This window comes from Aeromonas sp. 55A (assembly GCF_051919665.1).
In the GTDB taxonomy this organism is placed as follows: Bacteria; Pseudomonadota; Gammaproteobacteria; order Enterobacterales; family Aeromonadaceae; genus Aeromonas; species Aeromonas veronii.
Genome location: NZ_JBQBEH010000008.1, coordinates 2,117,887 through 2,139,064 on the forward strand (window position 1 = coordinate 2,117,887; position 21,178 = coordinate 2,139,064).

At 60.3% G+C, this 21,178-nt stretch carries 22 protein-coding genes and 1 pseudogene; 16 read left to right on the plus strand and 7 right to left on the minus strand.

The features are described 5' to 3' along the window. Positions 1–57 precede the first annotated feature (57 nt). The 7 genes from ACTG2G_RS13825 (at position 58) to ACTG2G_RS13855 (ending at position 7,485) form a co-directional block, all read left to right on the plus strand. Positions 58–1,173 carry a sugar diacid recognition domain-containing protein gene (locus ACTG2G_RS13825; RefSeq protein ID WP_043820514.1) on the plus strand — a complete coding sequence of 372 codons (1,116 nt, stop codon included), beginning with the start codon at positions 58–60 and terminating at the stop codon, positions 1,171–1,173. 118 nt (positions 1,174–1,291) lie between these two features. Continuing rightward, positions 1,292–2,554: a GntP family permease gene (locus ACTG2G_RS13830; RefSeq protein ID WP_429204232.1), complete on the plus strand. Its 1,263-nt coding sequence runs from the start codon at positions 1,292–1,294 to the stop codon at positions 2,552–2,554. A 9-nt stretch (positions 2,555–2,563) separates the two neighbouring features. Further along, positions 2,564–3,697 (plus strand): glycerate kinase, encoded by a 1,134-nt coding sequence (locus ACTG2G_RS13835; protein ID WP_429204231.1) that lies wholly within the window; start codon positions 2,564–2,566, stop codon positions 3,695–3,697. Between the two features lie 232 nt (positions 3,698–3,929). Next, positions 3,930–4,493, plus strand: coding sequence for an NnrU family protein (locus tag ACTG2G_RS13840; protein ID WP_042084306.1), 564 nt, complete (start codon positions 3,930–3,932; stop codon positions 4,491–4,493). Positions 4,494–4,551: 58 nt separating this feature from the next. Next, positions 4,552–5,088 (plus strand): glutathione peroxidase, encoded by a 537-nt coding sequence (locus ACTG2G_RS13845; protein ID WP_076495785.1) that lies wholly within the window; start codon positions 4,552–4,554, stop codon positions 5,086–5,088. An 82-nt stretch (positions 5,089–5,170) separates the two neighbouring features. Continuing rightward, the gene (locus ACTG2G_RS13850; RefSeq protein ID WP_005340335.1) at positions 5,171–6,106 is read left to right on the plus strand and encodes a LysR family transcriptional regulator; all 936 of its coding nucleotides are present in this window, start codon (positions 5,171–5,173) and stop codon (positions 6,104–6,106) included. Between the two features lie 182 nt (positions 6,107–6,288). After that, on the plus strand, positions 6,289–7,485 hold the full coding sequence (locus ACTG2G_RS13855) for a NupC/NupG family nucleoside CNT transporter (RefSeq protein ID WP_005348874.1): 1,197 nt from the start codon (positions 6,289–6,291) through the stop codon (positions 7,483–7,485). A 101-nt stretch (positions 7,486–7,586) separates the two neighbouring features. Here ACTG2G_RS13855 and ACTG2G_RS13860 read toward each other — a convergent pair whose 3' ends face one another. The 5 genes from ACTG2G_RS13860 to ACTG2G_RS13880 all read right to left on the minus strand — a co-directional run bounded on the left by ACTG2G_RS13860 (position 7,587) and on the right by ACTG2G_RS13880 (position 10,582). Further along, entirely contained in the window at positions 7,587–8,006 is a 420-nt protein-coding gene (locus tag ACTG2G_RS13860) for a DUF4426 domain-containing protein (RefSeq protein WP_111901074.1), read from the minus strand. 43 nt (positions 8,007–8,049) lie between these two features. Then, entirely contained in the window at positions 8,050–8,352 is a 303-nt protein-coding gene (gene yggU / locus ACTG2G_RS13865; protein ID WP_439985540.1) for a DUF167 family protein YggU, read from the minus strand. Continuing rightward, positions 8,352–8,903 carry a YggT family protein gene (locus ACTG2G_RS13870; RefSeq protein WP_047436998.1) on the minus strand — a complete coding sequence of 184 codons (552 nt, stop codon included), beginning with the start codon at positions 8,901–8,903 and terminating at the stop codon, positions 8,352–8,354. Before ACTG2G_RS13870 ends, yggU begins: the two co-directional genes overlap by 1 nt. 11 nt (positions 8,904–8,914) lie before the next feature. Continuing rightward, positions 8,915–9,739, minus strand: a complete 825-nt coding sequence (gene proC / locus ACTG2G_RS13875; RefSeq protein WP_201990756.1) for a pyrroline-5-carboxylate reductase — start codon at positions 9,737–9,739, stop codon at positions 8,915–8,917. 141 nt (positions 9,740–9,880) lie between these two features. Beyond that, positions 9,881–10,582 carry a YggS family pyridoxal phosphate-dependent enzyme gene (locus ACTG2G_RS13880; protein ID WP_100654584.1) on the minus strand — a complete coding sequence of 234 codons (702 nt, stop codon included), beginning with the start codon at positions 10,580–10,582 and terminating at the stop codon, positions 9,881–9,883. A 39-nt stretch (positions 10,583–10,621) separates the two neighbouring features. Here ACTG2G_RS13880 and tapT point away from each other — a divergent pair, with 39 nt between their 5' ends. The 4 genes and pseudogenes from tapT to ACTG2G_RS13900 all read left to right on the plus strand — a co-directional run bounded on the left by tapT (position 10,622) and on the right by ACTG2G_RS13900 (position 14,236). Next, on the plus strand, positions 10,622–11,656 hold the full coding sequence (gene tapT / locus ACTG2G_RS13885) for a type IVa pilus ATPase TapT (RefSeq protein ID WP_005340354.1): 1,035 nt from the start codon (positions 10,622–10,624) through the stop codon (positions 11,654–11,656). 28 nt (positions 11,657–11,684) lie between these two features. Further along, positions 11,685–12,795: pseudogene (gene tapU / locus ACTG2G_RS13890) on the plus strand (type IVa pilus ATPase TapU). 47 nt (positions 12,796–12,842) lie between these two features. Continuing rightward, complete coding sequence (gene yaaA / locus ACTG2G_RS13895) at positions 12,843–13,616, plus strand: peroxide stress protein YaaA (protein WP_040067414.1); 774 nt, start codon at positions 12,843–12,845, stop codon at positions 13,614–13,616. Positions 13,617–13,810: 194 nt separating this feature from the next. After that, a complete protein-coding gene (locus ACTG2G_RS13900; protein WP_005340360.1) occupies positions 13,811–14,236 on the plus strand; it encodes a hypothetical protein in 426 nt (141 codons plus the stop codon). 360 nt (positions 14,237–14,596) lie between these two features. On the opposite strand, the gene ACTG2G_RS13905 is transcribed toward ACTG2G_RS13900, so the two are convergent. Further along, on the minus strand, positions 14,597–15,088 hold the full coding sequence (locus tag ACTG2G_RS13905) for a methylated-DNA--[protein]-cysteine S-methyltransferase (RefSeq protein ID WP_042053319.1): 492 nt from the start codon (positions 15,086–15,088) through the stop codon (positions 14,597–14,599). A gap of 31 nt (positions 15,089–15,119) precedes the next feature. Next, positions 15,120–15,536: an alternative ribosome rescue aminoacyl-tRNA hydrolase ArfB gene (gene arfB / locus ACTG2G_RS13910; RefSeq protein ID WP_042053320.1), complete on the minus strand. Its 417-nt coding sequence runs from the start codon at positions 15,534–15,536 to the stop codon at positions 15,120–15,122. A 201-nt stretch (positions 15,537–15,737) separates the two neighbouring features. On the opposite strand from arfB, the gene glnK reads away from it, so the two are divergent. The 5 genes from glnK to ACTG2G_RS13935 all read left to right on the plus strand — a co-directional run bounded on the left by glnK (position 15,738) and on the right by ACTG2G_RS13935 (position 21,133). Beyond that, a complete protein-coding gene (glnK, locus tag ACTG2G_RS13915; RefSeq protein WP_005341406.1) occupies positions 15,738–16,076 on the plus strand; it encodes a P-II family nitrogen regulator in 339 nt (112 codons plus the stop codon). Positions 16,077–16,334: 258 nt separating this feature from the next. After that, positions 16,335–17,342 (plus strand): Fe(3+) ABC transporter substrate-binding protein, encoded by a 1,008-nt coding sequence (locus ACTG2G_RS13920; protein ID WP_216954527.1) that lies wholly within the window; start codon positions 16,335–16,337, stop codon positions 17,340–17,342. A 39-nt stretch (positions 17,343–17,381) separates the two neighbouring features. Next, positions 17,382–19,007 carry an ABC transporter permease gene (locus ACTG2G_RS13925; RefSeq protein WP_139442977.1) on the plus strand — a complete coding sequence of 542 codons (1,626 nt, stop codon included), beginning with the start codon at positions 17,382–17,384 and terminating at the stop codon, positions 19,005–19,007. Between the two features lie 82 nt (positions 19,008–19,089). Next, a complete protein-coding gene (locus ACTG2G_RS13930; protein ID WP_429204227.1) occupies positions 19,090–20,124 on the plus strand; it encodes an ABC transporter ATP-binding protein in 1,035 nt (344 codons plus the stop codon). A 103-nt stretch (positions 20,125–20,227) separates the two neighbouring features. Then, a complete protein-coding gene (locus ACTG2G_RS13935) occupies positions 20,228–21,133 on the plus strand; it encodes a Dyp-type peroxidase (RefSeq protein ID WP_216959471.1) in 906 nt (301 codons plus the stop codon). The last annotated feature ends 45 nt before the right edge of the window (positions 21,134–21,178 follow it).

The following is a 21,178-nucleotide window of genomic DNA, read 5'->3' on the forward strand; positions in this document are numbered from 1 at the left end:
GTGCCCTGAATCGCCTCGTGGTGACGTAGCCAGATCAGCCCCTTGTCCGGAGATGTTATGCAGCTAAACGATAACCTTGCCCGCCAGATCGTCGCGCGGGCGATGAAGATCCTCTCCTTTTCGGTCAACGTGATGGACGAACACGGCCTCATCATTGCGTCCGGCAATCCGGAGCGGATCCATCAGCGTCACGAAGGGGCCGTGCTGGCGCTCACTGAAAACCGGGTGGTGGAGATTAGCGAAGCGACAGCCCTGCAGCTCAAAGGGGTGCGACCAGGCATCAATTTGCCCATCTCCTATCAGGGGGAGCTGATCGGGGTGATCGGCATCTCCGGCGATCCGGAGGAAGTGCGTGCTTACGCTGAGCTGGTGCGAATGACCGCCGAGCTGATCCTGGAGCAGGCGGCGCTCACCGAGCAGCTGCAGTGGGACAAGCGCCACAAGGAGGAGCTGGTGTTGCAGCTCATTCGTGGTGAGGGGCGAGTCGATCAATTGCAGCAGGCGGCCCGTTTTCTCGGACTGGAGTTGGCCCAGCCTCGGGTGGTGGCCGTGCTGGCGCTGGAGGAGGCGGATCCGGCTCGTCTGCGAGAGCTGGTCCATCAGCTGGAAAATCCGGAGCGGGACAATCTGGTCGCCATCAACGGGCTCGACGAGATAGTGGTGCTCAAACCGGCGCAGTTGAGTGAGGGCGTCTGGCAATCGGCGCAGGAGCGCAGCCGGATCAAGCAGTTGCTGGCCCGCATTCCCCACTTCAAGGTGCATATCGCGGTGGGCGATTACTTCGCCGGGATCGACGGGCTGGCGCGCTCTTACCAGACGGCGCGGGATACCCTGCGCCGTGGCATGCGGCAGGCGCCGCGCAAACAGGTCTACTTCTTTGAGGACTACCGTTTGCCGGTGCTGCTGGGGAGTCTGGCGGACTCCTGGCAGGCGGATCAGCTGCGCGCACCGCTGCAGAAACTGGCCCGGGAAGATGGCAAGGGGGCGCTGCAGAAGACCCTGCGCCACTATTTCTTGCAGGATTGTGATCTGCATCGCTGTGCCGAAGCGCTGTTCATTCACCCCAATACCCTGCGCTATCGGCTGGGGCGGATAGAGCAGATAACCGGGTTGAATTTCAACAAGTTAGACGACAAATTTTTGCTCTATCTCGGCCTTAATCTCGACTTGTGATTGTGAATTTAGACAAAAAAATACATTTATATGATGTGATTTTTGGTTAATCAGCCAAAGCATTCTGATTGCAGATCTCCATAATGGCGGCCATTCACTCCCATTGAAGGTGTCCGTCATGATCCCGGTTACAGCCCTTGGCGCCATCGCGGCGCTCTCCATCGCCATCATCCTCATTTTGAAGAAGGTGCCGCCCGCTTACGGCATGATCGTGGGTGCCCTGGCCGGTGGCCTGATTGGCGGTGCCGATCTGACCCAGACCGTCGCCCTGATGATCGGCGGCGCCCAGGGGATCACCACTGCGGTGATGCGGATCCTGGCGGCCGGTGTGCTGGCGGGTGTACTGATCGAATCGGGCGCGGCCACCACCATCGCCGAGACCATCGTCAAGAAACTTGGTGAAACCCGCGCCCTGCTGGCGCTGGCGCTGGCAACCCTGATCCTGACTGCGGTCGGCGTATTCGTGGATGTGGCCGTTATCACGGTCGCCCCCATCGCGCTGGCCATCGCCCGCCGTGCCGACCTCTCCAAGGCGGCCATCCTGCTGGCGATGATCGGCGGCGGCAAGGCGGGTAACGTCATGTCCCCCAACCCTAACGCTATTGCCGCGGCTGATGCCTTCCATCTGCCCCTCACCTCTGTGATGGCGGCGGGCATCATTCCGGGTCTGTTCGGTCTGGTGATGGCCTACTGGCTGGCCAAGCGTCTGAACAACAAGGGCAGCAAGGTTGCTGCTGATGAGGTGGTGAGCTTTGCCGGTGCCAAGTTGCCAGGCTTTGCCGCCGCCATCAGTGCACCGCTGGTCGCCATCCTGCTGCTGGCTCTGCGTCCTGTTGCCGGTATCGTGGTGGATCCGCTGATTGCGCTGCCCCTCGGTGGTCTGGTCGGCGCCCTGATGATGGGTAAATTCAGCAAGGTGAACCAGTTTGCGGTCTCCGGCCTCGCTCGTATGGCGCCGGTCGCCATCATGCTGCTGGGTACCGGTACCCTGGCGGGCATCATCGCCAACTCCGGCCTGAAAGATGTGCTGATCAGCGGCCTGACCGCCTCCGGTCTGCCTTCTTACCTGCTGGCGCCCATCTCCGGTGCCCTGATGTCGCTGGCGACTGCCTCGACCACCGCCGGTACCGTGGTGGCCTCCAACGTATTCAGCTCCACCCTGATTGAACTGGGGATCAGCGGTCTGGCCGGGGCGGCCATGATCCATGCCGGTGCCACCGTGTTTGACCACATGCCCCACGGCTCTTTTTTCCATGCCACCGGTGGCAGCGTCCACATGGGGGTAGGTGAGCGCCTGAAACTTATCCCTTACGAAACTGCAGTCGGTCTGACCATTGCCACTGTCTCCACCCTGATGTTTGGCGTGTTTGCCCTCGCCTAAGGAATTGATATGAAAATTGTTATTGCCCCCGATTCATTCAAGGAGAGTCTGAGCGCCATGGCGGTGGCTGATGCCATCGAGGCCGGTTTCAAGCAGGTACTGCCGAATGCCACCTACGTCAAATTGCCGATGGCCGATGGCGGTGAGGGCACGGTGCAATCGCTGGTCGATGCCACCGGTGGCCGCATCCTGCCGGTCGAAGTGACCGCGCCTCTTGGCAACAAGGTGCAGGGCTTCGTCGGCCTGCTGGGCGATGGCGAGCGCGCCGTCATCGAGATGGCCGCCGCCTCCGGCATCCATCTGGTGGCGCCCGAGCAGCGCAATCCACTGCTCACCTCCAGCTTCGGTACCGGCGAGCTGATCCTGGCCGCGCTGGAGATGGGGGTGAAGCATCTGATCCTCGGTATCGGCGGCAGCGCCACCAATGACGGCGGAGCCGGTATGATCCAGGCGCTCGGCGGCAAGTTGCTCAAAGCCGATGGCTCTGCCATCGAGCTGGGTGGCGCGGGTCTCAGTGAGCTCGAGACCATCGACCTGAGCGGTCTGGATCCGCGTCTGAGCGAGCTGGTTATCGAGGTGGCGTGTGATGTGAACAACCCGCTCTGCGGCCCGAAAGGCGCCTCTGCGGTGTTTGGCCCGCAGAAGGGGGCAACGCCTGAAATGGTTGTCGAACTTGATGCCAACCTCTCCCGTTATGCCGACTGCATTGAGCAGGCCCTTGGCAAGCAGGTGAAGGATATTCCGGGGGCGGGCGCTGCCGGTGGCATGGGGGCCGCACTGGTCGGTCTGCTTGGTGCCGAGCTCAAGCCCGGCATCCAGATCGTCATCGAAGCACTGAAACTGGCCGAGGAAGTGGCCGATGCGGATCTGGTCATCACCGGCGAAGGGCGCATCGACAGCCAGACCATCCACGGCAAGACGCCAATCGGTGTCGCACGTTGCGCCAAGCAGTTCGGCAAGCCGGTGATCGGCATCTCCGGTTGCCTGACCGACGATTGCGGTGTGGTACACGATCACGGGCTGGACGCGGTATTCGCCGTAGTCAACCGCGCCATGTCTCTGCCGGAGGCGCTGGAGAGCGCCAGCACCAACATTCAACTCACTGCGCGCAACGTAGCAGCGCTCTATCAGCTCAAGGGCTGATCCGGTTCGGCCGATGCGCCCCATCGGCCACTCAATATCCCCGTTTGGGGCATCTCCCATCTCGCGAGATGTCTGACTGCCCTGGCACTTATTTGCCGATCCATCGTGATCGGCTCTTTTCTTTCTGCTCCTTTGTCTTGCCACACTTTTGACTCCATGGGTCAGCGCGGTTTTGATAGGCGCACATCTCCCTTTACGGCATAGTGGTCGTACCAAGTACAAGGAGAGACTCATGTTCCTGCTGACCCTGGGGGTTGCGCTGTTTACCCTGATCCATCTCTACCCCTGTTTTGCGGTGGCCCATCGGGCGCGGCTGCGCGAGCGGCTGGGGGAGAATCGCTACAAGGGGCTCTTCTCCCTGCTGGTGTTTGTCGCCATCGCCTGCATCATTGCCGGTTGGCGGTCGGCCAGCTCGCTGCCGCTCTATTTCCTGCCGGAGTGGGGGCCGATGACCATGACGGTGATGATGCCCTTTGCGCTGATCCTCTTTTTCTCCGGCCAGGGGCCCAACCATCTGCGCCGCTGGCTGGTGCATCCCCAACTGCTCGGTACCCTGCTCTGGGCGGTGGCCCATCTGCTGGTCAACAGCGAGGCGCGCTCTCTGGTGTTGTTTGGCGGCATCGGGCTGTGGGCGCTGGTGAGCATGGTCTGGATTTCGGTGCGGGACTGGCAGCGATATCCCCGTCCGGCGGCCAACTGGACGGGCACCGGCATCAGCGTCGGGGCGGGCCTGGCTGCCACCGCGCTGCTGGTGTTCTGGGGCCACGGCTGGCTGACCGGCATTCCCCTGCATTGAGAGTGAACTGCGGCTCTGCTAACCGCGTATGATGGACAAAACAAAAGGAGTCTTGGCGATGAAATGGTTCACTCTGTTGCTGTTATTGGGGGCCGGCGCGGCCTCTGCGGCGTGCCCAGATTATTTCAATGTGGAGATGCGGGAGCTAAACAACTCTCAGCGGCATAACCTCTGTCAGCTGACCGAGGGCAAGGTGGTGCTGGTGGTCAATACCGCCTCCTACTGCGGCTACAGCGGCCAGTTTCGCGATCTGGAGCAGCTCTACCAAAGCTACAAGGATAAGGGATTGATTATTCTCGGTTTCCCCTCCAACGATTTCTGGCAGGAGGCGGGCAACGAGACCAAGACCGCCGAGGTGTGTCGCCGCGACTATGGCGTCACCTTCCCGATGTTCAATCGGGTAGCGGTGCGGGGCTCCGATGCTGTGCCACTGTTCAAGGGGCTGGCGGCGGCCGCTGATGGGGATGAGCCGAACTGGAACTTCCACAAGTATCTGGTGGGGCGCGATGGCAAGCTGATCGCCAGCTACGGCGCCAACCAGAATCCGGCTGACGACCCCCTCAAACTGCAGATCACCCGGGCGCTGGGGCTCTGACCCTACCCCTTGGCGGGCGGCTCTGGAATAATGGGCTCCCGCCACTCAACCCGGTTATCCTGTGCTGCAACGTCTTCCTCAAATGGTGATCTTCGATGCGCTGGTGCGCGAGCAGGGGATCTCTGCCGCCGCCCGTCGTCTCGGGGTTTCCAAATCCCATATCAGCAAGCAGCTGGCGCTGCTGGAGACCACCCTTGGCGCCCAGCTGGTACAGCGCACCACCCGCCGCTTCGTCCTGACCGAGCTGGGTCAGGAGTATGCCCGTCACTGCCATGCGCTGGTGGCGGTGGCGCAGGAGGCGGACTCGATGATCGCCGAGCGGCGTGGCAAGGTGAGCGGTGTGCTCCATCTCGGGGTTGGCCAATCTTTTGGCCGCTTGCACGTCATTCCCCATCTCAAGGCGTTTCAGGATCGCTATCCCGAGCTGGAGCTGGAGGTCTCGCTGTTCGACCACAGAACCAATCTGGTGGATGAGGGGCTGGATCTCTGGCTCACCACCTATGAGGACAAGCCGGAAGGGCTGGTGGGACAACGGCTGGCCGACATCGGCTTCGTGGTGGCGGCGTCGCCGGATTACCTGCTGAGCCACGGCACGCCGCTTCATCCCAAGGATCTGGCCCAGCACAACTGCATCACTTACCAGAGTCGGGAGCGGCGCTATCACCAGTGGTCGTTTCGCCAGGGCAAGGAGCGCCAGACGGTGCAGGTGGCGGGCAACTATCGGGTGGATATGGCGGAGGCGGTGCGGGATGCGGCATTGGCCGGGCTCGGCATCGCCTATATCGCCAACTACTTGCTGGACAAGGAGTTACAGAGCGGCAAGCTAATCCCGGTGTTGCCAGGGTGGCGACCGAACCAGCAGATGGCGGTACACGCCGTTTATGCCCGGCGCGAACATCTGGATCCCAAGATCCGTCTCTTCATCGATTTCCTCAAGGCCCGCTTTGGCCCCGAACCCTATTGGGAGCAGCGACTGGCCCCCTGGCTCGGGGGTAAATTGTCCGGCGGTGAGGAATGATTGTTTCCATTTAAGAACTCTCGATTTCTCCTGATACTAAAACCGAACCAAATCAGCCAGTTGGCGCAACCGATATCGTGCAAACGTTTTTTCTAACAGGGTTGTAACCAAGCGGACTTGCAGTGACGGGGTGAGAGGCGCAGAATCCGCGCCCATCTTTTGCCCCACCTGATGGAGTCCCTATGATTGCCCTGCTCGGCATCCTGAGTATCCTGGCGCTTGCCGTCATCTGCTCTGATAATCGTCGTCGTATCCCGTTGCGAACGGTTGGCCTTGCCCTCTGCCTGCAAATCATGTTTGCCGGTCTGGTACTCTGGCTGCCTGCCGGTCAGCACGTGCTGAACGGGGTCAGCGAGAGCGTAAGCAGCGTGATCGGTTATGGTCAGGAAGGGATCGCCTTCCTGTTCGGCGATCTGGCCAAGTTCAAGCTGGGCTTCATCTTTGCCTTCAACGTGTTGCCGGTCATCATCTTCTTCTCCGCGGTGATCGCCATCCTCTACCACATCGGCATCATGCCGCGGGTGATCGCCCTGCTGGGTGGTGGCTTGCAGAAATTGCTGGGCACCGGCCGTGCCGAGAGCCTCTCCGCGACCGCCAACATCTTCGTCGGCATGGTGGAAGCGCCGCTGGTGGTCAAACCCTACCTCTCCAAGATGTCCGATTCCCAGTTCTTCGCTGTGATGAGCTGTGGTCTCGCCTCCGTCGCCGGTGGCACCCTGGTGGGCTATGCCAGCCTCGGGGTTGAGCTGAAATACCTGATCGCTGCCGCCTTCATGTCGGCCCCTGCCGGTCTGGCGATGGCCAAAATCCTGGTGCCGCCGGGAGCTGAAGAGGTCGATCACCATCAGGATGTGGAGATCCCCCGCGCCACCAACGTGATTGAAGCGGCGGCCGATGGCGCCATGTCTGGCCTCAATATTGCGGTGGCGGTCGGTGCCACCCTGCTGGCCTTCGTTGGCGTGATCGCCATGCTCAATGGTCTGCTCGGCTGGGCTGGCGGTCTGGTAGGGCTGGATCTGAGCTTCCAGATCATTCTGGGCTGGCTGTTTGCCCCCGTCTCCTGGCTGATCGGTGTGCCCTGGGATCAGGCGCAAGCCGCTGGCGCCCTGATCGGCACCAAGATCGTGGTCAACGAGTTTGTCGCCTTTATCGGTCTGGTGCAGGATCAGACCCTGAGCGAGTCGAGCAAGGCCATCGTGACCTTCGCCCTGTGCGGCTTTGCCAACATCTCCTCCATGGCGATCCTGATCGGCGGTCTGGGCTCCATGGTGCCGGAGCGCAAATCCTTCATCGCCCGTTACGGCATGCGCGCCATTCTCTCCGGCGTGCTGGCGAACCTGATGAGCGCCTGTCTGGCCGGTCTGTTCCTCGCCCTTTAATCGCTGCGGTACGGAATAGATGTAACAAGGGCGCTGCGATGGCGCCCTTGTCATATGGATAAAATGAAGCCCCGACCTTGGTCGGGGCTTCATTTTGGTACTTAGTCGACGTAGAAGGTCTGCTGGAAGCTGAGGTTCTGTTGCTGCCCGCCGCCCATGATCTTCAGGGTGAACTGATAGGTGTCTTCGTTGCGGTAGGGGAGGGTCGCCAGATAGTAGATGGCATCCCCCTCTTTTACCTCCTGAAAGCTCAGGGTGCGGATGGTGCCGGTCAAGTTCTTGGCCTCACCGGTGATCCCCACGGCTTGCGCCACTTTCTGCTTGTCCTGTACCGCGATATTGATGATGGCGTTGTAGCGACTGCGCTCCAGTCCATACGCCTTGGCGACCTCGGGGGTGAGGAAGCTGGAGTTGAAGGCGCTGTAGTGCACCAGCCAGGGCCCCAGCTCCTTCATCTGTTCTGCCTTGAGCGGCAGTGTCATCAGTAGTGCCAGCAGGCCACTCATCCAGGCTGTTTTCATCTGTCATCCCTCTCATATCTACGGTTGGCGCAGGCCGATTCATTCAGCCTTGCGTGTCATTCAGCAGTGCACTCACTTCTTGCGGCAACTGTTTGGGGCTGTCGATGGCGACGGTTTTGTGCCGCCCCAGCTCGCCCCGCACTATGGTGATCTGTCCCTTGGCCACCTTGAACTGCTTGGCCAGAAACTTGATCAGATGGTTGTTGGCTTGGCCATCGACGGGCGGCGCCGTGATGGCCACTTTCAGCTCTTCGCCATGCAATCCGATGATCTGATCCCGACTCGCCTTGGGCTGGATCACCAGATGCAGTACCAGTTCATCCCCTTGTTGCAGTACGGCTGGCATCAAATCATCCACCACAGCTGGCCGAACAGGTCACCCAGCAGGTAGTTGATGGCTTGCAGGCCGATAAAGGCGACCAGCACCGAGAGATCCAGTCCGCCCAGTGCCGGCAGTACGCGGCGGATAGGAGCGAGGAACGGTTCGGTCAACTGATGCATCACGTATTCGATGGGGTTGCGGCCCTGGCTGACCCAGCTCAGGATGGCGCGGATCAGCAGTACCCAGAAGATCATTGAGCCCGCTTTCTTCAGCACAGTCAGCGCGGCAAACAGGCTGATGCTGAGCCAGTCCGCCAGCAGAACGTTCATGCTCTTGAGCAGGGCCAGCTTGGCGAAGGCGATGGCCAGCGCCAGCACCACGGAAGCGAGATCGATGCCGCCCAAGCCCGGGATAACGCGGCGCAGCGGGATCACCAGCGGATTGGTCAGCTTGACCACCATCTGGCTCATCGGGTTGTAGAAGTCAGCGCGGGCCCACTGCAGCCAGACGCGCAGCAGGATCACCATCAGGTAGAGATCGAAAACGGTGTTAATCAGAAAGTAAGCAGTGTTCATCTGGGCTCCTGTTAGAAGAGGGTTTCCATTTCGGTGGCACGAGCAACGGCCGCCTGCATGGCTTGCGCAGTCAGCGGCATCAGCCCCTGCTGCTGGAATGTCTTGATGGCTTCGGCTGTGGTGCCGCCCTTGCTGGTGACCTGCTCACGCAGGGTTTGCAGCGACAGCTCAGGGTTCTGCTCCACCATGGCGGCTGCGCCCAGCGCGGTCTGCTGCACCAGCAGGCGTGCCTGATCGGGCGAGAAACCCATCGCTTCGGCCTCTTCGGCGATGGCCTGCATAAAGAGGAAGAAGTAGGCCGGAGCACTGCCCGCCGCGGCGATGACGCCGTTGATGCCAGACTCCTGCTCCACCCAGAGGGTCTTGCCGACCGCCTGCATCATCTGCTCGGCAAACGCGCGATCACTGGCTCCAATATGCTCGGGGGCGTAGAGGCCGGTCATGCCCAGACCCAGCAGGGCAGGGGTATTGGGCATGGTGCGGATGATGCGGTCGTGGCCACCGGCCATCTCGCCAAGGCGCGCCACCTTGATACCGGCCGCGATGGAGATGAGCAGCTTGCCTTCAAGGGAGCCCAGCTCTTCAACCAGTGCTGCCAGCATGCCGGCCATCAGCTGCGGCTTGACTGCCAGCACGATCACTTCGGCGTCGCGGGCCGCCTCGGCATTACTCTGGGTGATGCGAATGCCATGTTCGCTCGCCAGCGTCTCCAGCTTGGGCAGACTGGGGTTGGCGGCCGTGATCTGCCCGGCGGGATAACCCGCCTTGACCAGTCCGGCGATGATGCTGCGGCTCATGTTGCCCGCGCCGATAAAGGCCAGCGTTCTATGCTGCATCAGATGCTCCTGTAGCACATGGGGTCGCGGCGGGGTTGGCGCTGCCTGCACCACCTGACGCCAGAATTCGGTGTTCCATCAAACGCTCCTGTTGATGAAGTCGGGCAAGAGGCGGACGTATGGGTTATCCACTGGCCTTGCCTATGAGTAGTCACGGGCGCCGAAGATGGCGGTGCCGACCCGCACCATGGTGCTGCCGTGGGCGATCGCCAGTTCAAGATCCTCGGTCATGCCCATCGAGAGGGTATCCACCGTGGGGTATTGTCGCGCAAGCTCGGTGAACAGAGTCTGCATGCGGGTCATTTGGGCGGCCAGTACGCGCTCGTCACTGGTGTGCTCTGGAATGGCCATCAGTCCCCGCAGCACCAGTCGCTCACTTTGAGAGACCTGCTCGGCAAGGCGGAAAATCTCTTGTTCCGACGTTCCGGATTTGCTGCTCTCTCCGCTAATATTGATTTGCAGACAAACATTTAGCGGTGCCATTGTAGTTGGGCGCTGGTTGTTGAGGCGGTCGATCAGCTTGTCCCGATCCACGCTCTGCACCCAGTCGAACCGTTCGGCGACCAGTTTGGATTTGTTCGATTGCAAAGGGCCGATAAAGTGCCACTCTATGTCGCTATATTCCGGCTGCTGGCGCAAGGTATCGATCTTGGCCGCTGCTTCCTGAGCGTAGGATTCGCCAAAGCAGCGCTGACCTGCGGCATGGGCGGCCATGATGGCCTCGACCGGCTTGGTCTTGCTCACGGCCAGCAGGCGGATCTGCTGCAGGTTGCGGCTAGCCCGTTCGGCGGCCTGGGCAATACGTTCCTTTACCTGAAACAGGTGCTGGGCAATCTGGTTCATATTTCGTTAGTGATCTTGTGATGGGAGAATGACAAGTCTATGGATATCACAGAGTTATTGGCTTTCAGTGTAAAGCATAAAGCCTCGGATCTACACCTCTCGGCCGGGGTTCCCCCGATGATCAGGGTTGATGGTGAGGTTCGCAAGATCAATTTGCCCGCCCTGGAACACAGGGAAGTGCATGCCCTCATTTACGACATCATGAACGACCATCAGCGCAAGGAGCTGGAGGAGAACTTCGAGGTCGATTTCTCGTTCGAGGTGCCCAATCTGGCCCGTTTCCGGGTCAACGCCTTCCAGCAGGCGCGCGGTTCGGGCGCGGTATTTCGTACCATCCCCAGCACTGTGCTGAGCCTCGAAGATCTCGATGCGCCGGAGATCTTCCGCAAGATTGCCGAGTTCCCGCGGGGTCTGGTGTTGGTGACCGGCCCGACCGGTTCCGGTAAGTCGACCACCCTGGCGGCCATGGTCAACTACATCAACGAGAACTTCCATCACCACATCCTCACCATCGAGGACCCCATCGAATTCGTCCACGAGAACAAGCGCTGCCTGGTGAACCAGCGGGAAGTACACCGTGATACCAAGAGCTTCAGCAACGCCCTGCGCTCGGCCCTGCGGGAAGACCCGGACATCATTCTGGTCGGCGAGATGCGCGACCTTGAGACCATTCGTCTGGCCATGACTGCCGCCGAAACCGGCCACTTGGTGTTTGGCACTCTGCACACCTCGTCGGCGGCCAAGACCATCGACCGTATCATCGACGTCTTCCCAGGTGCGGAGAAGGACATGGTGCGCTCCATGCTCTCCGAATCCCTGCGGGCGGTCATCTCCCAGACCCTGCTCAAGCGCATTGGCGGCGGCCGGGTGGCGGCCCACGAGATCATGATGGGCATTCCGGCGGTCCGTAACTTGATCCGGGAGGACAAGATTGCCCAGCTCTATTCGGTGATCCAGACCGGGATGACCCACGGCATGCAGACCATGGATCAGAGTCTCAAGCAGCTGGTGAGTCGCGGCGTGGTGGCATCCCTCGATGCCAAGGCCAAGGCTGTCGATCCCAACAGCATTTAAGCGACTCGCACCCAGGGAGGGATAGATGATGAATCTGGATGATCTGCTGAGCGAGCTGGTCGAGCGAAAGGGATCGGATCTGTTTGTGACGGTGGGCTCGCCGCCCACCCTCAAGGTAAATGGCCATCTGGTGTCGCTGGGGGGGGGGAGCGCTCGACAAGAAGGGGGCGCTAACGCTGGTCAGGGATACCCTCAGCAGCGATCACTTCGAGCGCTATATCCGCACCAAGGAGGCCAACTACGCGATTCACCGTGAAACCTTGGGCCGGTTTCGGGTCAGCGCCTTCTGGCAGCAGGAGCTGCCCGGCATGGTGGTGCGGCGTATTGAGACCCGCATTCCCACCTTTGAAGATCTGCAGCTCCCCAGGATCCTGCAGGAGGTGGCGATGGCCAAGCGCGGGCTGGTGCTGTTTGTCGGTGCCACCGGGGCGGGTAAATCGACCACTCAGGCGGCGATGATCGGCTATCGCAACCAGCATGCCGATGGTCATATCCTGACGGTGGAAGACCCGGTGGAGTTCGTCCATCAGCATGGCCGTAGCCTGGTGACCCAGCGGGAGGTGGGGATCGACACCGAGTCGTTCGATGTGGCGCTGAAAAGTTCGTTGCGTCAGGCGCCGGATGTGATCCTGATCGGCGAGATCCGAAGTCAGGAGACCATGGAATTTGCCCTGCAGTTCGCCGAGACGGGACACCTTTGTCTCGCCACTTTGCATGCCAACAATGCCAACCAGGCGCTGGATCGCATCCTCCATCTGGTGCCGCAGGAGAAACATCGCCAGTTTCTGTTCGATCTCTCCTTCAACCTCAGAGCTATTGTCGCCCAGCAACTGGTGCCGAGTGTCGATGGTTTGCGGCGCAGTGCGGCATTCGAGATCCTGCTCAATACCCCGCTCATCACCGACATAATCCGCAAGGGAGAGATGCACCGTCTCAAGGAGGTGATGACCAAATCTGCCGAACTGGGCATGCAGACCTTCGATCAGGCGCTTTTCAGCCTGTTCTGCGCCGGCCAGATTGGCTACAGTGAGGCCCTCGCCCATGCCGACTCGGCCAACGACCTGCGGCTGCTGATCAAGCTCTCCGGTCGCGAGCAGCTGGGGTCCGGCACACTGGAAAATGTGACGCTGGATGAATGAAACATGGGGCCGATCCGCTGTTCGGCCCCTAGCCAGAAAGGAACGTTATGCTGATTGTGGTTTCCCCGGCCAAGACGCTGGATTACGAGTCACCGCTGGTGACACCCCGTTTCACCCAACCCGAGCTGCTGGATCACTCCGCCGAACTGATTAGCCGGGCCCGCCAACTGAGCCCTGACCAGATCGCCACTCTGATGAAGATCAGCGACAAGCTGGCCGGTCTCAATGCCGCCCGTTTTGCCGAGTGGCAGCCAGATTTCACCCCCGCCAACGCCCGTCAGGCGCTGCTGGCCTTCAAGGGGGATGTCTACACCGGTTTGGCGGTGGAGGATTTCAGCGAGGCCGATTTTGACTTCGCTCAGGCACACCTGCGGATGCTCTCAGGCCTCTACGGCGTGTTGCGTCCCCTCGACCTGATGATGCCCTACCGGCTGGAGATGGGGACCAAGCTCGACAATGATCGCGGCAAGGATCTCTACCAGTTCTGGGGCGAGGTGATCACTCACCATCTCAACGACGCGCTGGCAGCCCAGGGGGATGAGGTGCTGATCAATCTGGCCTCCGACGAGTATTTCAAGTCGGTACGGCCCAAGAGCCTGAAAGGGCGGATTGTCACACCGGTGTTCAAGGATGAGAAGAACGGCCAGTTCAAGATCATCAGCTTCTACGCCAAGAAGGCGCGCGGCATGATGGCTCGCCACATCATCAAGCACCGTCTGACCGAGGTGGAGCAGCTGACCGGTTTCAACGCCGAGGGCTACTACTTCGTACCGGAAGAGTCGGACGCCAATACCCTGATGTTTAAACGCGCCGAAAATTAATTACAAAAAGAGGGAACCAATCTTTCGACCCGCGGGTCTGAATATGTGAATCCTCTGTTGTAAGCACTTTTTATTCGCCGACGTTTGATACGTCGGCTTTTTTATTGCCGTTTTTAGTGTCCATCGATTGCCTTCGCCGGGACTATGTGGTTCAGATAGACTCAAGACAGGGAGCGAGTCGTCGTGAGGTGAATATGGAACAGAAAAATGCCATTCGGCAGGTTGCCGTCCCTTGGGCTCCGTCCCGCCAGCTACCGCCCGGTCTGGTTGTGGCCGAGCTGCATCAGGATCTCTGGAGCGACTCCCTGACCATCATGCTGGGTCGGGCGCGCAGCATCGATCTGCCTCCGCAAATCCTCTGCCGGGTCTATTTTCGCCATATCTACGCCCTGCGGGTCATCGAAGATTGCGATCTGGCCGAGGGGAAGGATAGTCACGCTATCGAAGAGCAGATCCAGCTCATCACCCCATCCCGTTTTGCCAGCTGGTTCCATCAGGAGTCAGACGGCCTGCATCTGGATGAAGATCTGCAGCACTATCGCATCTCGACCTGGGATTATTGCGCTGATGTGCTGACCTCTTCGGCGCCGGAGCTGCAGTTCCTGCCCCAGAGCGAGTAGCCAGCTGTTACGTCAGAGGCGAAGGATGATCCTTCGCCTCTTGGTTTTTGGGCTGGTGCAGATTTTGTGGCGCTCAGCCCACTCAACCCGGGTGGTGCCCTGCTGTGTTGGCACAAAAAAAGCGCCTCAGAGGAGGCGCGGGGAAAAAGACAGATTGGAAGCGTCACATGGGTGCTACTTGAATCAGCGAATGAGCCGTGCCATTCAAGTATGGAGCCATCATGCCAAGCTCAATCTGAAGTAGTTCTGAGGCGATTCTTCATTTTCTGTTCATCTTGTCAGCAAAGCGTGGCCACTGGCTGAAAGCCTTTTCATTCTGGTCACGATATTGTCCCGTCCCTCTCCGGGGTGGTCATCGTGTCATGGGGCCAGCTCGAATGTTGTGCCTGTCTGTTCCAGTGCCAGCAACCAGCGCTTGATGGGAATGCCGCCTGCGTAGCCGGTCAGCTCGCCGCTGCGTCCGATCACCCGATGGCAGGGCACTATGATGCTCAGCGGATTGCGCCCATTGGCAGCGCCCACCGCCCGCACTGCCTTGGGATTGCCTATCGCCTGGGCAATCTCGAGATAGCTCACGGTCTCGCCATAGGGGATATCGCACAAAGCATTCCACACCGTTTGCTGGAACGGGGTGCCCATCGCTGCCATGGGCAGATCGAACTGCTGCAATTTTCCGGCGAAATAGGCGTTGAACTGGGCAAGATAGGGGGCCAGTGCCTTGTCATCCCGTTGCCAGTCAGCCTGCGGCATGACGGGACGCTCCCCGTGCATAAACTCGACGTGGCGCAGTCCATCCTGATCGATGGCGACCAGCAGGGGGCCGCGGGCGCTGTCGCAAAAACTGTATCTCATCGGCTGACATCCTTTGGAGGCTGGGGGGGGCTCAGTCCAGCACCGGCTTGCCGCGGGTGGACTTGATATCACCCTTGCGCTTTTTGGCATCGACCCGTTTGCGCTGGGAGCTGCGGGTCGGCTTGGTGGCATGACGAGCCTTGGGGCGCCAGGCTGCTTTCTTCAGCAACTCCACCAGACGGCTCATCGCCTCCTTGCGGTTCATGTCCTGGCTGCGATGGCTCTCGACCCGGATCAGGATAAAGCCGTCGTGTACCCGGCTGTCGCTCAGCTTGTCGAGACCCTCCTTGTAGAGGGGCGTCAGGCTGGGAGAGTTGCGGTAATCGAAGCGCAGCCAGACGGCGGAGTCGGTCTTGTTGACGTGCTGTCCACCGTTGCCCTGTGCCCGCATGGTCTGAAATTGCAGCTCATGCCAGGGAATAGTGACGCTGTTGGAGATAACTAACATGCTGTGTTGCTCTTGTTTGGTGCATACCCGCTGACCGCTGCAGCATGGTGCCTCATTATGGGGCGTGCTGGCCGGTTATGGGGATGTGCCTGACGAATGGCGCAGGCATTAAACTCTATCTATATGAAATAAAACAATAAAAATACTTGGCATAAGAATTGAAACCCGATTCATGACACACCATGGATTGGGAGCAACCAGATGAAGCTGATTAGTGCGATTATCAAACCGTTCAAGTTGGACGATGTCCGCGAGGCTATTGCCAACCTGGGGGTGGAAGGGCTGACCGTGTCCGAGGTCAAGGGATTTGGCCGCCAGAAGGGACACACCGAATTATACCGGGGAGCCGAGTATCAGGTCGACTTCCTGCCCAAGGTGAAGCTGGAGATTGCTACCGCCGATGATAACGTGGAAGGGGTGATCGAGGCGATCTGCAAGGCGGCCTATACCGGCAAGATCGGCGACGGCAAGATCTTTGTCTATGACTTGCTGCAGGCGGTGCGCATCCGCACCGGCGAAAGTGACGACGAGGCGCTGTGATGAACCGCATCCGTGACGTACAGATCTGTTGACCTCCCGATCTCGGGGAATCCCGATGGAGTGAGCGCTTATTGAAGCCTGATCAACATAACGTTTTGCTCAGAAGAGGCCGAATGGGATTCCATCCGGCCCTTTTCAATTATGGGCGATTAAATATGTGATGTGGCGACGGCGAGCTTTCTTGATCCGCTTATAAGATGTATGCAGAATGCAAACGGAAATCGTTATCACTCTGTATAGCTAATCAAGGAATGGATGATGAAAATGAAGATGTTGGCACTGGCTTTCTCTGCGTTGGCAGCTCAGTCGGCATTGGCGGCCGGGGAAGTGAATGTCTACTCCAACCGGCAGGATGAGCTGATCAAGCCCATCATCCAGCAGTTCGAGAAGGAATCTGGCATCAAGGTGAACGTGGTGTTCGCCAAAGAGGGGTTGAACGAGCGTCTGGAGCGGGAAGGCAAGCTCTCTCCGGCCGACCTGATGCTGACCGTCGATATCAGCCGTCTGACCGATCTGGTGGACAAGGGGCTGGTGCAGCCGGTGGATAGCAAGATCCTGCAGGAGAACATCCCCGCCATCTATCGTGATCCGGAGAATCGCTGGTTCGCCCTGACCACCCGGGTGCGCGCCATCTACTCCAGCAAGGATCGCCTCGGCAAGCTCGACACCATCAGCTACGAAGACTTGGCCAAGCCTGAATTCAAAGGAAAAATCTGCACCCGCAGCGGCAAGCATGAGTACAATGTGGCGCTGGTCTCCTCCATGATTGCCCATCACGGCATGGCCGAGACCAAAACCTGGCTGGAAGGGGTCAAGGCCAACCTGGCGCGCAAGCCGCAGGGCAACGACCGGGATCAGGTCAAGGCGATCAAGGATGGTATCTGTGACGTGTCGCTCGGCAACAGCTACTATCTGGGCGCCATGTTGAAAGATCCGGCGCAGAAGTCCTGGGCGGATGCAGTCTATATCAACTTCCCGAACCAGGCTGACCGCGGTGCCCACGTCAACGTGAGCGGCGTGGCCATGACCAAGTATGCCAAGAACAAGGCCGAGGCCCAGAAGCTGATGGAGTTTCTGGCTGGTGACACCGCCCAGCACATGTATGCGGACGTGAACGCCGAATATCCGGTCAAGGCTGGGGTCGAGCCTTCTGCCATGGTCAAGTCCTGGGGCAGTTTCAAGTCTGACGGACTACCGGTCAGCGATTACGCCAAGCACCGCAAGGACGCCTTGCAGTTGCTGGATGAAGTGAAGTTCGATTTGTAATCAGATGGGGCCAACGGCCCCATCAACATCTGTGGTCTCATGAAAAATTTTGGATGGATGACCGGCAGCTGGGCCATCGCCCTGCTGCTGGGTTTACCGGTTATAGCCCTGCTTTTCTCTGCCTTCTCGGCTGAGGGGGAGCTGTTTCGCCACCTCGCCGATACCGTGCTGCTCGATTATCTCGGTAATACCCTGGGGCTGGTGGTCGGCGTAGTATTGCTAAGCCTGCTGTTTGGCGTACCCACCGCCTGGCTGGTGGCCATGTGTCAGGTGCCGGGGCGCCGTGCCCTGCAGTGGGCCTTGATGCTGCCAATGGCCATGCCCTCCTATATCGTCGCCTACGTCTATACCGACTTGCTCGACTACTCGGGCCCGCTACAGGCCGGGTTGCGAGCACTCTTTGGCTGGAACAGCCCTGCCGATTACTGGTTTCCTGCCATTCGCTCCCTTGGTGGCGCCGCCTGGGTGCTGGCGCTGGTGCTGTTCCCCTATGTCTATCTGCTGACCCGCGCCTCTTTTCTCGAGCAGTCAGTCAGCCTGATCCACTCCAGCCGCCTGCTCGGCTGCACCCCGTGGCAGAGCTTTCGTCGCCTCAGTCTGCCGCTGGCGCGCCCCGCCATCATGGTGGCGGTATCGCTGGTGGCCATGGAGACGCTGGCAGATTTTGCCACCGTCCACTTCTTTGCCATCAACACCCTGACCACGGCGGTCTACGACACCTGGCTCGGCTACGGTAGTCTGGCCACCGCGGCCAAACTCTCCTGCCTGATGCTTCTGGCTGTGGTGCTGCTGATCGCGCTGGAGCGCCGCTCGCGCAGTCGGCAGCAGGTGTTCCAGAAGTCCATGGGCCATGAGCAGCCGCTGCGCTATCCGCTCAAGGGGATTGGCCGTTGGTTGGCCGGTCTCTGGTGCTGGGGGCTGGTGCTTGCCGGTTTCGGCCTGCCGTTCGTCATCCTGCTCGATTACGGGGTGCGCTACTTCGAGTTGTCGTGGACACCGGAGTTTGTCCGCTTCGCCGGCAACAGCTTGGCTATCTCGGCGCTAACCGCCCTGCTGGCGATGGGCATCGCCCTGCTGCTCGGCTTCTTCCGCCGCCTCGATGGCGGTATAAAGAGTCTGTTGCCCCTGCGCATCGCCGCCATGGGTTACGCCATGCCGGGCACCGTGCTCGCCATCGGGGTGCTGGTGCCGCTCACCGCCCTCGACTTTGCCATCAACGATCTGGCCGAGTGGCTCGGGCGTCAGGGGCCGGGCTTGCTGCTGACCGGCACCATTACCGCCATCGTGTTCGGCTATCTGGTTCGCTTCGTGGCCATCGCCATCGGCTCGGTGGAGAGCAGCATGGGCAAGATTTCCCCCAGCCTCGACATGGCGGCCCGCTCTCTTGGGCAAGGGGATGGTGGCATGCTGCGGCGGGTCCATCTGCCGCTGGTGCGCCGCGGTCTGTTTGCCGGTGCCATGCTGGTGTTTATCGAATCCATGAAGGAGCTGCCCGCCGCCCTGCTGCTGCGGCCGTTCAACTTCGATACCCTGGCGACCCACGTCTATCAGTTCGTCTCGGACGAGATGCTGGAGCGCGGCGCGCTGGGGGCCATCGTTATCGTGCTGGTGGGACTGTTGCCGCTGATCTGGGTCAACCGCAGTCTGGATAGTCCGGGCCACTGAGTCGCCGCGTCGGTCAATGAAATTGCATGCGGTGTGCTGAACCGAAAGGCAGCGCGCCGCCAGAAACGAGAGGAAGTCAGCCTTGTCCTGTTTGCAGGTTGAAAATGTCAGCTGCCGTTACAACGGCCGCAATGTGCTGGAGCAGCTCTCCCTGACGGTGGCAGACAACGAGATCGTCTGCCTGCTGGGAGCCAGTGGCTGCGGCAAAACCACGCTGCTCAAGGCTATCGCCGGGCTGCTGCCGTTGGCAGAGGGCACGATTCGCCTCGGCGATACCCTGCTCGACGGGCCGGGTGTCGGCATGCCGCCCGAGGCGCGCAACATCGGGATGATCTTTCAGGATTACGCCCTCTTCCCCCACCTGACGGTAGCTGACAACGTCGGCTTTGGCCTGACCAAACTCGATCGCCGCGCCCGCCAGCAGCAGGTGGACGAGGCGCTGGCGCTGGTCAATCTGCAGGGGCTGGGGGATCGCTATCCGCACCAGCTCTCCGGCGGCCAGCAGCAGCGGGTAGCCATCGCCCGGGCGCTGGTGTGCAAGCCGCGGCTGATGCTGCTGGATGAGCCCTTCTCCAACATCGATACCCAGGTGCGGATGAAGTTGATCCTCGAGATCCGCGCCCTGCTCAAGCAGCAGGGGATCGGCGCCATCTTCGTCAGCCACAGCAAGGAGGAGGCGTTCGCCTTCGCCGATCGGCTGGCGCTGTTTCGCGCCGGTCACATCGAGCAGGTGGGCCAGCCTGAGCAGCTCTATCGCCGCCCGCAAAACCGCTTCGTGGCGGAGTTTCTCGGCGGGGTCAACTATCTGGCTGCCGAGGTGGTGGACAGCCAGTGCGTGCAGACGGCGCTCGGGGTCATTTGTGGCAGCGAGCCTCATGGCCGTGCGGTGGGTGAGCAGTTGCAGCTGATGCTCAGACCCCAGCAACTGCTGCTGGAGAGCGCCGCAGATGGGGAGCTCAAGGTGGTGGAGCAGCAGTTCCTCGGCCACCACTGCCGGGTGCTGTTCGAGTGTGGCGATCTGCAGCTGGAGGCGAGCATTGGCGAGCCCCTTGATGGGATGCGGGCACGGATCAAGGTCGCTCCCCATGGATTGGTGTTGTTTGACCCTTTGCCCTGAACGCGTGATATCGTCGTGAAATCAAAGAACTGGATCCACTCTGGTTTATAATCGCGCAACGCAAATAGCCCGTAACGCTAACGCCTACTCAGGGGAGAGATATATGAAAGCCCAAGCCGGGATCTGCGCAGAGCCGAATCTGCACGCCCTCTATCTGATGTTCAATCGTACCGGCGATGCCGCCGAACTGGTCGGCCGTCTGGCCAAACTGCCCGCCCTGTGGCAGGCGGTCGCCGCCGATTTCCCCGATGCCGGTTTCAGCGGTCTGGTTGCCGTTGGCGCCGATGCCTGGGATGGTCTCTACCCTGCCGCCCGTCCGCCCCAGTTCCGCAGCTTTATGGCGCAATCCGCCAACGGTCAGGAGGCCCCCAACACCCCGTTTGATCTCTTTATTCAGCTGCGCGCCGATCGGGTGGATGTGCTGCACCACGCCGGTCACCGAGTGATGGCACTGCTGGCCGGACTGGTCGAACTGGCCGAAGAGGTGCGCGGTTTCCGCAATCTGGATTGCCGTGACCTGACCGGTTTCGTTGATGGCACCGAGAACCCGCAGGATGAACACCGTGCCGAAGTGGCGTTGCTGGCCGAGGGCGAGTTTGCCGGTGGCTCCTACATTCATGTTCAGCGCTGGGTACACGCCATGAGTGACTGGGAGAAGCTGGCGCAGAGAGAGCAGGAAGACATTATCGGTCGTACCAAGCCCGACAACATCGAGTATGAGTCTGCCGCCAAACCGCTGACCGCCCACATCAAGCGGGTCAACCTCAAGACGCCGAAAGGGGAGTCCATGGAGATCCTGCGCCAGAGCATGCCTTGGGGCACCATGACCGAGCAGGGGCTCTACTTCATCTCCTGCTGCCGCACACCGCAGCACTTCAACGCCATGCTGGCCAGCATGTACAAGGGAGAGGGCAGCCACTTCGATCACCTGCTGCGTTTCACCAAGGCAGTGACCGGCGCGGCTTTCTTCGCCCCATCGGAGGGTTTTCTGATGGCGCAGGGCAAATAAGCCCGCCTGACGAAGCTGCAGAAAACAAAAATCCCGGCCTTGGCC

What these genes read in the sequence shown, in the direction of transcription:
- ACTG2G_RS13825 (WP_043820514.1), top strand. Translation starts at nt 58, where the DNA reads ATGCAGCTAAACGATAACCTTGCCCGCCAGATCGTCGCGCGGGCGATG.
- ACTG2G_RS13830 (WP_429204232.1), top strand. Translation starts at nt 1,292, where the DNA reads ATGATCCCGGTTACAGCCCTTGGCGCCATCGCGGCGCTCTCCATCGCC.
- ACTG2G_RS13835 (WP_429204231.1), top strand. Translation starts at nt 2,564, where the DNA reads ATGAAAATTGTTATTGCCCCCGATTCATTCAAGGAGAGTCTGAGCGCC.
- ACTG2G_RS13840 (WP_042084306.1), top strand. Translation starts at nt 3,930, where the DNA reads ATGTTCCTGCTGACCCTGGGGGTTGCGCTGTTTACCCTGATCCATCTC.
- ACTG2G_RS13845 (WP_076495785.1), top strand. Translation starts at nt 4,552, where the DNA reads ATGAAATGGTTCACTCTGTTGCTGTTATTGGGGGCCGGCGCGGCCTCT.
- ACTG2G_RS13850 (WP_005340335.1), top strand. Translation starts at nt 5,171, where the DNA reads ATGGTGATCTTCGATGCGCTGGTGCGCGAGCAGGGGATCTCTGCCGCC.
- ACTG2G_RS13855 (WP_005348874.1), top strand. Translation starts at nt 6,289, where the DNA reads ATGATTGCCCTGCTCGGCATCCTGAGTATCCTGGCGCTTGCCGTCATC.
- ACTG2G_RS13860 (WP_111901074.1), bottom strand. Translation starts at nt 8,006, where the DNA reads ATGAAAACAGCCTGGATGAGTGGCCTGCTGGCACTACTGATGACACTG.
- yggU (WP_439985540.1), bottom strand. Translation starts at nt 8,352, where the DNA reads ATGCCAGCCGTACTGCAACAAGGGGATGAACTGGTACTGCATCTGGTG.
- ACTG2G_RS13870 (WP_047436998.1), bottom strand. Translation starts at nt 8,903, where the DNA reads ATGAACACTGCTTACTTTCTGATTAACACCGTTTTCGATCTCTACCTG.
- proC (WP_201990756.1), bottom strand. Translation starts at nt 9,739, where the DNA reads ATGCAGCATAGAACGCTGGCCTTTATCGGCGCGGGCAACATGAGCCGC.
- ACTG2G_RS13880 (WP_100654584.1), bottom strand. Translation starts at nt 10,582, where the DNA reads ATGAACCAGATTGCCCAGCACCTGTTTCAGGTAAAGGAACGTATTGCC.
- tapT (WP_005340354.1), top strand. Translation starts at nt 10,622, where the DNA reads ATGGATATCACAGAGTTATTGGCTTTCAGTGTAAAGCATAAAGCCTCG.
- yaaA (WP_040067414.1), top strand. Translation starts at nt 12,843, where the DNA reads ATGCTGATTGTGGTTTCCCCGGCCAAGACGCTGGATTACGAGTCACCG.
- ACTG2G_RS13900 (WP_005340360.1), top strand. Translation starts at nt 13,811, where the DNA reads ATGGAACAGAAAAATGCCATTCGGCAGGTTGCCGTCCCTTGGGCTCCG.
- ACTG2G_RS13905 (WP_042053319.1), bottom strand. Translation starts at nt 15,088, where the DNA reads ATGAGATACAGTTTTTGCGACAGCGCCCGCGGCCCCCTGCTGGTCGCC.
- arfB (WP_042053320.1), bottom strand. Translation starts at nt 15,536, where the DNA reads ATGTTAGTTATCTCCAACAGCGTCACTATTCCCTGGCATGAGCTGCAA.
- glnK (WP_005341406.1), top strand. Translation starts at nt 15,738, where the DNA reads ATGAAGCTGATTAGTGCGATTATCAAACCGTTCAAGTTGGACGATGTC.
- ACTG2G_RS13920 (WP_216954527.1), top strand. Translation starts at nt 16,335, where the DNA reads ATGAAAATGAAGATGTTGGCACTGGCTTTCTCTGCGTTGGCAGCTCAG.
- ACTG2G_RS13925 (WP_139442977.1), top strand. Translation starts at nt 17,382, where the DNA reads ATGAAAAATTTTGGATGGATGACCGGCAGCTGGGCCATCGCCCTGCTG.
- ACTG2G_RS13935 (WP_216959471.1), top strand. Translation starts at nt 20,228, where the DNA reads ATGAAAGCCCAAGCCGGGATCTGCGCAGAGCCGAATCTGCACGCCCTC.